This window comes from Streptomyces aureocirculatus (assembly GCF_000720475.1).
Taxonomy (GTDB): Bacteria; Actinomycetota; Actinomycetes; order Streptomycetales; family Streptomycetaceae; genus Streptomyces; species Streptomyces aureocirculatus.
This window is the reverse complement of the sequence record NZ_JOAP01000010.1, coordinates 125,393-137,615: the sequence shown is the minus strand read 5'-3', so window position 1 is coordinate 137,615 and position 12,223 is coordinate 125,393. Positions and strand designations below refer to the sequence as shown.

Sequence of the window (12,223 nt, the reverse complement as noted above, 5' to 3'; positions counted from 1 at the left end):
CTCACGCCAGAGCCGGGGGGCAGGTCGACTCTGACGGCGGAACGTTAACCTGCCCGGATGTTCCATTCGTCCGTATGACCTGTTGACGGGTTCCCGCGTGGGGGCGGGGGACACTCGGCATGCGGTCATCGGTCCTGCTCATACCCCGGACGGTGAGGCTGCCGCGCCACAGCAGAGATGGGCTCGCCCGCCCAACTGCTGCGGTGTCCCCGGGGATTGGTCGGCCCCTGCGAATGGAACGAGCGTTTCGTCAGGTGATGCCAGGACCATCGCGGCCGTGCGACCGGGCCGTGATGGGGCGGGGAGGAGCGAAGAGCAGGTGGCGACATCTCTCGGCACTACACGCTCCTTGGTGGTGCGGCCCATGGAAAGACAGTGGTCGGAGTCTTCTTCGAGGCGCGGGGGCGCCTCGACCGGGAGGACACCGCCGCTGCCGGGAGCGAGTGACGCCCGTCCTCGTTCCCACTGGGCGGGGGTGGGGACCCCGCTCGCCCAGCCGCCCGATCCTGATGAGCCGTGCTCACCTCAAGACGGGGCTAATTCAGGAAGATGCCATGGATGCTACTGCTACGTCCCTCGCCGCCTCGGCAGGGGCGATCATCGCCGATGAGCACGGCGATGTACTGATGGTGAACCCGATGTACACGGCCTACTGGAATCTGCCCGGGGGTCATGTCGACGCGGGGGAGAGCCCGAGCGCCGCCTGCGCCCGGGAGATCCGCGCGGAACTCGGTCTGGACGTCGAGATGGGGGACCTGCTCGTGGTCGCCTGGGTCGACTCCGACGGCTGGATGCCGCGTGTCTACTACATCTTCGATGCCGGGGAGATCAGCGCCGAACAGCGGCAGGAGATCACGTTGCGGGAGGACGGCGCGGGCGAGTACCGCTTCGCCTCCCCGGAGCGGATCGACGCGTCGCTCATCGCGCCCTTCGTCAAGCCCATGTGGGAGGCCGCGCTCACAGCACGGAAGGACAAGCGGCTGGTGTGCCTCGAAGTAGAGGTGTGAACAGCGTGACCGCTCATGCCTGATGAGCGGAGTGCGAGTGCGGTAACGACAGACTTGACGAACGAGAAGCACGGGAGAGATCCGAGCCGACCGGTCCCTGTCCCGACGCCGCTCGCGCACGACCCCTCAGGAGCCGCCGCCCGTACACACGGGCCGGCGGCTCCTGGCCGTTGGCCGGCGTCCTTCCGCTGCCCGGCACGCGGGCCGGCCCGGCGGCGACGGGCTTTCCGGCCATGAACTCCGGTACGTGTCCTTCGCATATGCCAAACGGCGAGATCCTGTCGACAGGACGAACCGCGCGCCGCCCGCCGTCCGCCGAAGGCCTCGGGCGCCGCCGAACTTGGCCAAAGAACCCATAGGTCGCCCTCCGCTTCCATGTCATCGTTGAGCCATCAAATGGTCTGGACCTGACAAAGGGCGACGGTGCCCGCCCCGCTCGGCGGCGCACCGTGCGCGGGGTCGGGGAGGGGAGCCTACGCATGCGCGGGACGACGGTCTTGCCCGGTACGAGTTCTGGGAACGGCAGCGAAGCGGGCCTGGGCGGGCTGCCGATCCACCGCCTCGAGGTGCCCATGCCCAACACACTGCCCTTCGCCGTCGGCACCTTCGACACCATCGGCCCGATGTCCCGGGCCTCCTTCCCGCACCGGCACACGTTCCACGAGATCGTGTACGTCACGGGCGGCACCGGCAGCCACGTCGTCGACCTGAACCGGTTCACCCTGCGCCCGCCCCATCTGTGCTTCATCGCACCCGGGCAGGTGCACTACTGGGACGGGGTCAGGGGCCTGGAGGGCCGCGTCGTCGTGTTCACGGACGACTTCCTGCTCGAACACCCCTCCGACCGCGCCCTGTTGCGCCGCCTCGGCCGCAGGCCCTGGCTCGAACTGCCGGACCGGGACGCGGCCTGGGCGGCGCGGCTCGTCGCCGAGATGGACCACGAGTACCGCACCGGGGCCGAGGGGTTCGGCGGCGTCCTGCGGGCGCTGCTCCACATCCTCGTGGTCCGCGCCGCGCGCCTGCCCGCCCCGGGCCGCCCGCTCAGGCAGCCCCCGCCGGCCCCCGGATCCGCCGCCCGGCCCGCGTCGATGGCCACCCGGTTCGTGGCCCTGGTGAGCGCGCCGGGGACGCTGTCGTGGTCGGTGCGCGAGTGCGCCGGACACCTCGGGGTCTCGGTGAGCTATCTGAACGAGGCGGTGAAGTCCGCGATGGGCCGCACCCCCGGCGAACTCCTCCGCGAGGCCCGGGTGAGCGAGGCCAAACGGCTGCTCGCCTGCACCGAACTGACGGTGCGTCAGATCGCGGACAGGGCGGGGTTCAACGACCCCGCGTACTTCTGCCGCTTCTTCCGGCGCGAGACCGGTGCCACCCCCGGCGACTTCCGCCGCGGCGGTGGCGATATTCACCACGACCACCGCATTGCGTCCATCGCTCCCCCCGGGCCCGCCGCATAGCTTCTTAGCCGATCCCCCACCCCCCGCACCCAGGAGGAGCGATGGACGGCGAAACGAACGTCAACGGCCACGGCACCGAGCCCGCCGGTCCGGCCGACGAGTCCATGGACCCGGCAGCCCCCGCGGCGCACCGGGGGCCGAGCCGTAAGACGGTGCTCAGGGCCGCCCTCGCCGCGGGTGTCTCGGTGCCGGTGGCGATGATGGGCGTGCCCGCCCTGGCGCGTACCAACGCGGGCACCGGCCAGGCCCCCGAGGTCACCCCGTCCTGTGACGACGGTGACGACCCGACACCGCCGCAGATGGAGGGCCCCTACTTCAAACCCAACTCCCCGCGGCGCTCCTCGCTCATCGAGTCCGGCATGCAGGGCACCCGGCTCACCGTCTCGGGCTATGTGTTCGGCCTGGCCTGCAAGCCGATCTCCCAGGTGCTCCTGGACTTCTGGCAGGCGGACGCCCGCGGCGCGTACGACAACGTCGGCTACCGGCTGCGCGGTCACCAGTTCACCGACGCCAACGGCGCCTTCAAGCTGACCACGATCTTCCCCGGACTCTACCCGGGCCGCACCCGCCACCTGCACGTCAAGGTGCAGGCGCCCGGCCGTCCGATCCTCACCACCCAGTTGTACTTCCCCAACGAGCCGCGCAACAACACCGACCCGATCTTCGACGCCCGTCTGCTCATGAACGTACGGGACGTCGGCAACACCAAGGAGGCCGTCTTCGACTTCGTCCTGAACGTGCCGCAGTCGCCCTCGCCCACCGACCCGCCGACCCAGCCCCCGGGCGGCACCTGGGCCGTCGGCACCGGGTACAGCGCCGGCGACCGCGTCACCCACGGCGGCAGGGCCTACGTCTGCCTCCAGGCCCACACGGCCCAGCCAGGCTGGGAACCGTCGTCGGCACCGTCGTTGTGGCGCGCGGTCTGAACCCGCCCGCTCAGGCGGCCCGCTTGCTCAAGCCGCCCGCTCGCACAGGTCGAGGATCAGGCGTGCCACCGTCTCCGGTTCCCGGAGGGTGGGGAAGTGGTCGGAGCCCGCGAGCCGGACCAGGCGGCAGCCCGGGATGCGGTCGGCCATGTCCTCGTTGACCGCGATCACTTCCGGCTGGTCGTGCTCGCACAGAGCCAGTACGCACGGCGCGGCGATCCCGCCGAGGTGAGGGAAGACGGGCGGGTCGGCGACGGCGTGCGGGTAGGTCGTGAACCAGGCGGGGATGGCGGCCCGCAACTGCCGTGCCGCCTCCCCGTCGGGTTCGGGACCGACCGCTCCCCACAGGCGCAGTCCGAGCGCCACCAGGCCGTCCATGTCGCCCGCCTCGGCGAGCCGCTCGATGTCGGCACGGACCTCGGGCACATCGAGGCCCGGCGCCCCCGTCACGCCGGGCGCGAACAGCGCGAGACCTGCGACCCGGTCGGGCTCGGCGAGCGCGAGGCTCAGCGAGGTGGCGCCGCCCATGCTGGAACCCGCGAGGACGGCACGCCCGACCCCGAAGTGGTCGAGGACCGCGCGCGCGTCGCCAAGCTGGGAGTAGCGGGTGGTCGGCTGCGGCGACTGCCCGAAACCGCGGGCGTCGTAGCGGATGACCCGGTGCCGGGCTGCGAGAGCGGGCACCACGTCGTCCCAGATCCGGGAGTCACCGACCCCCGGGTGCAGCAGCACGAGCGGTGGCCGGCGCCCCTCCCGTTCGCCCTCGTCCCGCGCCCACACCTCGCCGCCGTCGACCCGCACCATCGTCTCCATGGCGGCATCCATACCCGGCGGTCCCGACGAGGGAGGATCGCCGCGGGAGGTTGTCCGAAAGCGCCTTGTGCGGGCCCGTGATGTCGCGTACGAGAGTGAAGGAGCGGATGCGCTCGGCGGTGTCGTACACCGGGGTGACGAGCATCAGTTCGTCGGCGCCGGTGGACTCGGCGAGGCGGTGGAGACGGCCCGCGACCGTGTCGGCGGTGCCGCGGGCCTGCCGGCCGACGAAGGCCGCGAGGGCTTCCCGCTCCGCTTCGCCAACCGGGGACGGGCCGCGTCAGCGGGGGTGGGGAAGGCGGTCTCGCCGCGGCCGGCGAGCAGGCCCGCCTTGATGATGTCCATGGGCCTGGCAAGCTCCGCGGCCCGCTCCTCGGTGTCCGCGCACACCGTCTCCACGCACACCAGGACGCGCGGCACCGCACTCCAGGGCGAGGGCCGGAACGCAGCGCGGTAGCGCTCGAGCGCCTGAATGGTGTTGTCGGGGCGGATGTGGTGCGCGTACGCGACCGGCAGGCCGAGGGACGCGGCCAGTTCGGCGCCCGCGTTGCTGGACGCGAGCAGCCACGGCTCGGGGAGCTCACCGAAGGAGACGTCGAGCAGGAAGTCCAGGGTGGCGGCGACGTCACGGCGGTACTCGTCGTCGGTGGCGGGGTCCGCGCCCCGGCGCAGGGCACGGGCCGTGGGTTCGTGGAAGGTGCCGGGGCCCCGGCCGATGCCGAGGTCGATGCGCCCGGGGTGCAGCGCGGCGAGGGTGGCGAACTGCTCGGCGACGGTGATCGGGGCGTGGTTCGGGGCGAGGACACCACCCGGGCCGAGCCTGAGGCCGGAGGTGGCCGCGGCGGTGTGCGCAGTGAGGAGCGCGGGCGGGAAGGCGCCGATGGCGGGCGAGTGGTGGTGCTCGGCGAACCACAGCCGGTGGTAGCCGAGCCGGTCCAACTCCTGCGCCGTGCGCCGGCAGTTGCCGAGGGCGGCGGCCGGTGCCGTGCCTGCTTCGACGATGGAGATCTCCAGGGCGGAGAGCGGCAGATCGATCACGGGCTCAGAATAGGCGGCACCGCGAGGCCGACTCCGGGGGCCTCCGGCCAAGCGCTTCCGGCCAAGCACCTTGGACCAAGCACCTTGGACCGAGCACCTTGGACCGAGCACCTTGGACGGAGCGCCCCGGACCGAGCGCCTCGCGCCACGAACGGACAGGCCCCATCCGCAGCGAGGGCCGCGGAGGTATGGCGATCTTCCCTCCCGCACGGCGAGGATGCCCAGTCCCTCGGTGCGCCTTGCCGCACCGCCGCCTGACGGGAGTGAAGGCACCACGATGGGCACACACGCAGCTCCGCGCACCCGCAGACCCACACTGTTCGCCGCTCTGGGCGCCACCCTGCTGGGGGCCCTGTTCGGCATCCCGCGGGCCGACGGCGCCCCGCGCTCGGCCGATGCCTGCCGCACCGCGGCCACCGCTCTGCCGCGTGGCGACTGCGGCCCGTTCTGGCAGGTCCTGGCCGAGGACTTCGACGGCGACCGGGTGCCGCTCGGCTCGTTCAGCGACTGCGATCACCATGTCGACACGTCCGCCGCGTACTGCGCCGGGCTGCGCGGCTCGTACCGCGACAACTGGTGGGCGTACCCGACGGGGTGGCGCGACACCGCCAACGACCGGGGCCGTTCCGTCGTGGGTGTCTATCACCCGGAGGACACGGTGAGCGTCGGGCCTGCGGCGAACGGCGACGGCCGGATGCGCATCCGGATGTGGCGGCCCGACGACGGCGGGCCCGTGCACGCGGCCGCCGTCGTACCGCGCGCCGTGATGCAGATGAAGTACGGCAAGTACAGCGCTCGCATCAAGGTCACCGATGCGTCGCCCGGCTACAAATCGGCCTGGCTGCACTACGGCGGCGGCTGCGAGATGGACCACCCCGAGGGCGAGTGGACGGGCTCCCTCAGCGCCTTCCACCATCCGTGCGGCGGCGGTGAGCAGGGCTCGTTCCACGGCGCCGACGACTGGACCCAGTGGCACACCGTGTCGACGGAGTGGACCCCCGGGCAGGTCCGGTTCTTCGTCGACGGCCGCCAGGTCGGCCACGACACCCGCGAAGTGCCGGACCGTCCCCTGTCCTGGGTCCTGCAGAACGAGAGCGCCCTGGAGGGCCCGACGGCCGCGCCGGGCAGCAGTGCGCAGCTTGAGGTCACCTGGGTCACGGCGTACGCGTACGGCTGGAAATGATGCAGCGAGAGGCGACGCGGCTGGAAGTGACTCAGCCCCAGCGGTATCCGTCGCCGAACAGGAGGGTGTGCTCCAGGACGTCCTCCAGCGGGTCGTCGATCTGACCGGTGTTGATCAGGGCCACGACCGGCCCTGTGTGCGAGCCGCTGTGGTGGGTCTCGTCGGCGTGGGCCACGCCGGCCGACAGGGCGAAGGGCACGGCACACACCGCCGCCGTCAGCGCCGTACGGATGGTCCGACGTTTCCAACTGCTCTTCATCGCCCGCTCCTTGATCTCGCTCCGACGTGCGCCCATGGCGCTCTCCGGGCCCAACGGCCGAGCAGATCAAAAGGGCACCGGCGATCATACGAACGGGGAATTCCGCTGTCCGGTTGACCTGGGAGCCGTCGTGCAGGGGGCCGACGCGAAGGCGCGGGCGGCTCGGATGGCGGGAAGTCGATGCTCCATCCGTGGGCCGGGGGGTGCCGCCCCCGGCCCACGTTCAGTGGCCGTGCGGCATCAGCCGCCCGACCGCCGCGAGGAAGCCGCGGCGTTCCGCGGCGGGCGGCCCGGCGGGGGCGGGGATCTTCGGTGCCGGGAGGCGCAGGGCGGCCGGTTCCCAGTCGCAGGGCGGGGCCGGGCGCCGGGCGAACGCGCTGTCGCGGTCCGCCCGGAACGCCGCGGAGCAGGCGTCGTCATGGGCCTTGAGCCCGACGCTGACGAGGGTGAGCAGGAGCGCGACATCGACGTCGCAGTCGAGCAGCACGGTGATCCAGGACGCGCCGGGGCGCATGCGGATCGCCGTGCTTCCGGCGAGCTGCGGGCGCAGCCGGTCCACGGTGGCCCGGGTCAGGCACACGTCCGCCGCGCCGTCGGAGTGGAAGTGGACAAGTTCGTAAGCCATGGCCTCGGGCGCCCCTGCGATGCCGAAGGAACGTCCGACAGCGCACCGAGGGGCGCCGCTTACCAGGTTCGGCCACGCCGCGAGTGCGGTCATGGCGCGTTGTGCCGCGGTCATGGGGTCATCGTTGCGCGGATTTCACCCGGCCAACTACCCCTGTTCACGTGTTGATTGATGCCCGGCGTAGTTCTCGGCCACCCCATCTCAAATGACGATCTGCCAGGTCGCGCCGCGCCCCGCGACCGATGCGCCCCCCACGAGGCACCACGGTGCCCATGTGACGCAGGTTACAGATGCCGGGGACGGGGCTGCTTCCAGGCGACGCGGGAGCGGCGCCGGTCGGATGCCCGAAGGCCCGACCGGCGCCGCGTCGTACGAAGTCGTATGAAGTCTTACGAAGTCTTACGAAAGGGGCTCACTGCCCGAAGAGGGTTACTGCCCGTGCGGCTGAGCGTGGTTCAGCCCGCACTTGCGTAGTGACGTTCGCGCTCGGGTTCGTGATTCAGCGCACGTCGACGAAGTCGCCGGTCGCGTTGACTCCGGAGGTCGTGGAGTTCTCGGCGAAGGCCCAGCGGTAGGTGCCGTCGGTGGAGGCCTTGACCGTGGTCTTCAGGTTGCCCTTGTTGTCGCTCTTCACCGTCTTCACGGCGGCGTAGGACGGGGCGCCCTTCTTCTTGAACTCCAGCTTCACGGACTGGCTGGTGTAGCCCGCGTACTTGTGCGTCTCCCAGTTGGCGCGGGTCAGCGCGCCGGTGACGGTGAGCGTCTTGCCCTTCTTGATGGGCTCCGGAGAGGCGTTCACCGTGAGCTTGGACTGGCGCTGCACCTTGAACTTGCCGGACTTCTCAGCCCACTTGGTGTCGTCGTCGTTCGCCGTCACCAGGGCGTCGACGTACCACGTGCCGGCCGGGCTGTTGTCGTAGAAGTCCGTGTCCGGGTCGAGCGTGAACTTCGCGGTGCACGTCGACGTCGTGCCGGCCGGCACGCACTTCACGTTGCCCGTCGGCGTGGCCATGCTGGAGTTGGGGCCGAACAGTGTGATGTCGGCACTCTTGATGCCCGAGTCGTCCGACGTGGTCACGGAGACGCTGAAGGTCTTCCCGGCGGTGGTGCCGAGCGCGACCGGCTTGCCGCCGTTCGCGGTGACCTTGTCGATGGTGATGTCCTCGGCCGGGGCGGCGAGGGCGACGGGGGCGGCGAAGCCCGCCACGGCCACGGCCAGTGCCGAGCCGAGTACGGCGATGCGGGTGCGGTGGTGCATGGATCCCCCCACGGGATGACACCGGGTCAGAAGTGCTGCCCGGCAAGTGATGTGAACGCGTTGACCTTACGTCTTCACGGCATCTTCATCATTGTGTTGATCACCACGTGTGTCGCGTACAACCCTTTGCCCTGGTGACGTGCTTGCTTTCGAAGAAGGGTTCGACTCGTCGTCCGAATAGCTGGTTTCGGTGGGGCCGTGCCTGGTGAGTTCCGCGAAGCCCGCTCCGCGCGTTGTGCGGAGCCGCCGTCAGGAGGATGGTCGGGCGTGCACGGCGCACGCGCGCGGGGCCGAATCCGGGCAGCGGGCGCGAGGACCGTCCGAGCAGCGAGAGGGTGAAGGGATCCGTGCCGGGAGGCATGGCGTTCCGGCATGTGAGGCGAGTCACCAGCATGCAGTCCGGGCAGCGCACCACACAGGCGGTGAGCTCCGCCCTGCAGTCCGCGCCCTGGCCCCTCCTGCTCGCGGGCGCCGACGGCCGCGTCCGGTGGGCCAACCCCGCGGCGAGGGCCTTGTTCCCCGGTGTGTCGGCCGGTACCGAACTGGCGCGGCACGCCCCGCTGTGGCTGGCGGAGGCCCACGCCCGCCGCGACAGTGCGGCGGCGGGCAATGTGGCGGGCCGGACCGTGCGCGCAGAGGCCGCCGCCGGTGAGCGGGACGACGTGCTGTGGTGGCTGCACGACGACACCGGGCCGGGTCCCGTGCGCCGGGCGCTGCGCACGGAACGGGAGCGGGCGCGCCTGCTCGCCGATGCCTCCCGTCAGTTGTCCGGCTCCTTCGACCTGCGCGGATGCAGGGCGAACGCGGCACTGCTCGCCGCCAGGCACCTCGCGGACGCCGCCGTGGTCGTCGGGGCGGCCCGGGGCACGCGGCGGCCCTTCGCCGCCGCCGTGCGCGACGGGGAGGTCACGCACGGGCGGCTCGCCGGTGACGCCGCCGAGGTACCGGGCCTCGCGGAGGCGCTGGAGGGGTTTCCGCCCGTTCCGTCGCGCTGGCTGGATCCGGGCGCGGTGCCGGGGTGGCTGGCGCCAGGGTTCGTCGGGGTGGCGGGGGAGGGCGAAGCCGCGGAAGCCGCAGGGGCGGCGGGGGCTGGTGGAGGCGTTGAGGCCGCCGGGGTCGGTGGAGGTGCCAGGGGCACGGGGGCCAACGGGGTTGCCGGGGTTGTCGAGGCTGCCGGGGCTGCCGGGGTTGCCGGAGTTGGTGGGGCTCCCGGAGCTGGTGGGGCTTCAGGGGCTGATGGGGCCGCCGGAGCTGCCAGGGCCGGTGGTGGCGTCGGGGCTTTGATGGTCGCGTCCCTGCCGGGCGGCGGTGGGCCCGTCGGTGCCCTGGTCCTGATGCGCGCGGCGGGCGCGGAACCCTTCAGCGAGGACGAAGAGGCCTTCGTCCGCGCCTTCGCCACGTGTACGGGCGCCGCCCTGGAGACCGCCAGGCTCCGCAGCGAGCACACGGCCGTGGCCGAACTCCTCACGCAGGACCTGCTCCCGCCAGGGCTGCGGCGCGTCGACGGCGTCGAGTACGCGGGCGGGCACCGGCCCGCGCACGGTGAACTCGAGGTGGGCGGTGACTTCTTCGACATCAGCCCCGCGACCGAGGACGGCGGTGAGACCCATGTGGTCCTCGGTGACGTGTGCGGCAAAGGTCTGGAGGCTGCCGTCCTCACCGGCAAGATCCGCAGCACCCTGCGCGCCCTGCACCTCGTCGAGCCCGACCACGGACAACTGCTGCGGGTACTGAACTCCGCCCTGCTCAGCACCCGGCACAGCCGCTTCGCCACCCTCGTCCTCGCCTCCGCGAGGCGCCGCGGCGACACCGTCGCGCTCCGCCTCACCAGCGCGGGCCATCCGCCGCCCCTCATCGTGCGGCTCGACGGCGGCGTAGTCACGGCCCCGACGCACGGCACCCTGGTCGGCGCCCTGCCCGAGGTGACCACGCACACCCACCACACCACGCTGCGGCCCGGAGAGGCCTGCCTGCTGTACTCGGACGGTGTCACCGAGGCCAAGGGCGGGCCACTCGGCACCGACCGGTTCGGTGAGGAACGGTTGCGCGCCGCCCTCGCGGAGTACGCGGGGAAGCCGCCGGAGGCGATGGCCGAACGGGTGCAGATGCTCGTCGCCGACTGGCTCGGCGGACGCCACCACGACGACATGGCCCTGATGGTCATCGCCGCGCCCCGCACCCCGGACACCCCGCACGCGGACGCCGGGACTCCCCGCACCCCGGACACCCCGCGCACGGTCGCCCGCTCGTCCCGCACCCCGGACACCCATCCGCCCCGTCCCGCCGGTGACGGGCACCAGCAGGGAGCGGGCCGGTGACGCGGTGCCCGCCCGACGCGCTCGCGGCGCACCTCTGCGACGACGGCCCGCCGCACCGGCTGACCGTCCGGCTCCGCGGCCTCCTCGACCACACCGCGGCGCACGAACTCGTCGCTCTCGTCGCCCTCGTCTCCGAAGCGCTCGCCGACCGGCCCGACGTGACGGAGCTGGTCCTGTGCTGCGCGGGCGTGACGCAGTGCGACCTGGACGGCGTCTCGGCGCTGATCGCGATAAGACGGCGTGCCGACGCGCACGGAGCACGGCTCACCCTGGGGGAGCGGCCCGCCCAGGTCGACCGGCTGCTCGTCCGCACGGGCACCGCGGCCTACCTGGGAGCGGTGCGACACCCCGGGCAGGCCCTGCCGAAGCCCTGATCCGGCAAGCGGAAGGACGCCTACCGCCGGACGTGAATTCGAGGCCTCCCCCATGGGGAGATGGCCGGGGCGTGGCGGGCCCGACGGGTCGACACTGTCACCATGCAGTGGACGCAGGGTGACGCGGCGGCCCAGTGCTCGGTGGAGGTTCACGTCGACGAACGGCGTGGTGTGTGCGTGGTGGCCGTGGTCGGCGAGATGGACGTCGAGTACGAGCCCGACATCGAACTCGCTCTGGAGACAAGGCCTGTGAATCTCCGCCTGGTACTGGACGTGACCCGACTGGAGTTCGCGGACTCCACGATGCTCAACATCCTCATCCGGACCTGCCGCAGACACGACATGCGGCTCCTCGGCCCGATCCCGAAACAGCTTTATGAGCTGCTGCGGGTCAGCGGGACCCTCGGGCACTTCCAGGTCTGCGGCTCCCTGGAGGAGGCGTGCGCGCCATGACGCACTCCCCGGACGTGGCCGCGCGCGACGCGGCCCGCGGTGTCACCGAGGCCTGCTCGATGTGTGCCCGTGGGGCGGTCCGGGGAAGGTGGCGGCCCCTGCCCGGGGACCGGCCCGCGCTCCTGGTCGTGGAGGCGGCGGACTCCGGCATCGGTGTGGCCCGCCGGGCGGCCCGCGCCTACGCGGCCCTCCGCTGTCCCGCCGTCGACGCCACCGATGTCGCGCTCGTCGTGTCGGAGCTGTGCACCAACTCCTTCCGGCACGCCACGGGTTGGTGGCGGCTGCGGATGCACGGTCACCACGACGGCCTGGTCGCGGACGTCGACGACGCCAGCGCGCGGCCCCCGGCGCCACGCGCTCCCGACACCCAGGACGGCACCGGGGGTATGGGCATGCTGCTCGCCGCCTCACTGACGACGACGCTCGACGTGTACGTGTACGCCGGCGGGAAGACCGTACGCGTCACCTGGAAGGCACCCTGCGACTGACGCGGCGACCGGCCGCGGCACCGGAGC

Annotated in this window: 12 protein-coding genes and 1 pseudogene; 8 read left to right on the top strand and 5 right to left on the bottom strand. The window is 72.1% G+C overall.

Annotated features, from left to right (window positions below; all coding sequences use genetic code 11):
- Positions 1-554: 554 nt before the first annotated feature.
- From IG78_RS47930 to IG78_RS0112115, 3 genes are all read left to right on the top strand, one after another.
- Entirely contained in the window at positions 555-1,007 is a 453-nt protein-coding gene (locus IG78_RS47930; RefSeq protein ID WP_030562104.1) for an NUDIX domain-containing protein, read from the top strand.
- A 479-nt stretch (positions 1,008-1,486) separates the two neighbouring features.
- Positions 1,487-2,461: a helix-turn-helix transcriptional regulator gene (locus IG78_RS0112120; RefSeq protein ID WP_030562102.1), complete on the top strand. Its 975-nt coding sequence runs from the start codon at positions 1,487-1,489 to the stop codon at positions 2,459-2,461.
- 41 nt (positions 2,462-2,502) lie between these two features.
- Positions 2,503-3,387 (top strand): dioxygenase family protein, encoded by an 885-nt coding sequence (locus IG78_RS0112115; RefSeq protein ID WP_078964898.1) that lies wholly within the window; start codon positions 2,503-2,505, stop codon positions 3,385-3,387.
- A gap of 27 nt (positions 3,388-3,414) precedes the next feature.
- Here IG78_RS0112115 and IG78_RS0112110 read toward each other — a convergent pair whose 3' ends face one another.
- Both IG78_RS0112110 and IG78_RS42015 read right to left on the bottom strand, forming a co-directional pair.
- Positions 3,415-4,200 carry an alpha/beta fold hydrolase gene (locus tag IG78_RS0112110; protein WP_031128534.1) on the bottom strand — a complete coding sequence of 262 codons (786 nt, stop codon included), beginning with the start codon at positions 4,198-4,200 and terminating at the stop codon, positions 3,415-3,417.
- Between the two features lie 82 nt (positions 4,201-4,282).
- Positions 4,283-5,238: pseudogene (locus IG78_RS42015) on the bottom strand (MsnO8 family LLM class oxidoreductase); the annotation flags it as partial.
- A 277-nt stretch (positions 5,239-5,515) separates the two neighbouring features.
- Here IG78_RS42015 and IG78_RS0112100 point away from each other — a divergent pair.
- Positions 5,516-6,421: a glycoside hydrolase family 16 protein gene (locus IG78_RS0112100; protein ID WP_030562096.1), complete on the top strand. Its 906-nt coding sequence runs from the start codon at positions 5,516-5,518 to the stop codon at positions 6,419-6,421.
- A gap of 31 nt (positions 6,422-6,452) precedes the next feature.
- Here IG78_RS0112100 and IG78_RS0112095 read toward each other — a convergent pair whose 3' ends face one another.
- The 3 genes from IG78_RS0112095 to IG78_RS0112085 form a co-directional block, all read right to left on the bottom strand.
- Positions 6,453-6,680 (bottom strand): hypothetical protein, encoded by a 228-nt coding sequence (locus tag IG78_RS0112095; protein ID WP_404827679.1) that lies wholly within the window; start codon positions 6,678-6,680, stop codon positions 6,453-6,455.
- A gap of 223 nt (positions 6,681-6,903) precedes the next feature.
- Positions 6,904-7,305: a luciferase domain-containing protein gene (locus IG78_RS49140; RefSeq protein ID WP_455430821.1), complete on the bottom strand. Its 402-nt coding sequence runs from the start codon at positions 7,303-7,305 to the stop codon at positions 6,904-6,906.
- 499 nt (positions 7,306-7,804) lie between these two features.
- Positions 7,805-8,563 carry a hypothetical protein gene (locus IG78_RS0112085; RefSeq protein WP_030562090.1) on the bottom strand — a complete coding sequence of 253 codons (759 nt, stop codon included), beginning with the start codon at positions 8,561-8,563 and terminating at the stop codon, positions 7,805-7,807.
- Between the two features lie 392 nt (positions 8,564-8,955).
- On the opposite strand from IG78_RS0112085, the gene IG78_RS51240 reads away from it, so the two are divergent.
- The 4 genes from IG78_RS51240 to IG78_RS43985 all read left to right on the top strand — a co-directional run bounded on the left by IG78_RS51240 (position 8,956) and on the right by IG78_RS43985 (position 12,196).
- Positions 8,956-10,881 (top strand): SpoIIE family protein phosphatase, encoded by a 1,926-nt coding sequence (locus IG78_RS51240; protein ID WP_051852559.1) that lies wholly within the window; start codon positions 8,956-8,958, stop codon positions 10,879-10,881.
- Complete coding sequence (locus IG78_RS0112075) at positions 10,878-11,255, top strand: STAS domain-containing protein (RefSeq protein ID WP_030562085.1); 378 nt, start codon at positions 10,878-10,880, stop codon at positions 11,253-11,255. The genes IG78_RS51240 and IG78_RS0112075 overlap by 4 nt, the downstream gene beginning before the upstream one ends.
- Before the next feature lie 102 nt (positions 11,256-11,357).
- A complete protein-coding gene (locus IG78_RS0112070; protein ID WP_063760741.1) occupies positions 11,358-11,708 on the top strand; it encodes an STAS domain-containing protein in 351 nt (116 codons plus the stop codon).
- Positions 11,705-12,196, top strand: coding sequence for an ATP-binding protein (locus IG78_RS43985; RefSeq protein ID WP_157855782.1), 492 nt, complete (start codon positions 11,705-11,707; stop codon positions 12,194-12,196). The genes IG78_RS0112070 and IG78_RS43985 overlap by 4 nt, the downstream gene beginning before the upstream one ends.
- Positions 12,197-12,223: the final 27 nt, after the last annotated feature.

What these genes read in the sequence shown, in the direction of transcription:
- IG78_RS0112095 (WP_404827679.1), bottom strand. Translation starts at nt 6,680, where the DNA reads ATGAAGAGCAGTTGGAAACGTCGGACCATCCGTACGGCGCTGACGGCG.
- IG78_RS0112085 (WP_030562090.1), bottom strand. Translation starts at nt 8,563, where the DNA reads ATGCACCACCGCACCCGCATCGCCGTACTCGGCTCGGCACTGGCCGTG.
- IG78_RS0112115 (WP_078964898.1), top strand. Translation starts at nt 2,503, where the DNA reads ATGGACGGCGAAACGAACGTCAACGGCCACGGCACCGAGCCCGCCGGT.
- IG78_RS0112110 (WP_031128534.1), bottom strand. Translation starts at nt 4,200, where the DNA reads ATGGAGACGATGGTGCGGGTCGACGGCGGCGAGGTGTGGGCGCGGGAC.
- IG78_RS51240 (WP_051852559.1), top strand. Translation starts at nt 8,956, where the DNA reads ATGCAGTCCGGGCAGCGCACCACACAGGCGGTGAGCTCCGCCCTGCAG.
- IG78_RS49140 (WP_455430821.1), bottom strand. Translation starts at nt 7,305, where the DNA reads ATGGCTTACGAACTTGTCCACTTCCACTCCGACGGCGCGGCGGACGTG.
- IG78_RS0112070 (WP_063760741.1), top strand. Translation starts at nt 11,358, where the DNA reads ATGCAGTGGACGCAGGGTGACGCGGCGGCCCAGTGCTCGGTGGAGGTT.
- IG78_RS43985 (WP_157855782.1), top strand. Translation starts at nt 11,705, where the DNA reads ATGACGCACTCCCCGGACGTGGCCGCGCGCGACGCGGCCCGCGGTGTC.
- IG78_RS0112100 (WP_030562096.1), top strand. Translation starts at nt 5,516, where the DNA reads ATGGGCACACACGCAGCTCCGCGCACCCGCAGACCCACACTGTTCGCC.
- IG78_RS47930 (WP_030562104.1), top strand. Translation starts at nt 555, where the DNA reads ATGGATGCTACTGCTACGTCCCTCGCCGCCTCGGCAGGGGCGATCATC.
- IG78_RS0112120 (WP_030562102.1), top strand. Translation starts at nt 1,487, where the DNA reads ATGCGCGGGACGACGGTCTTGCCCGGTACGAGTTCTGGGAACGGCAGC.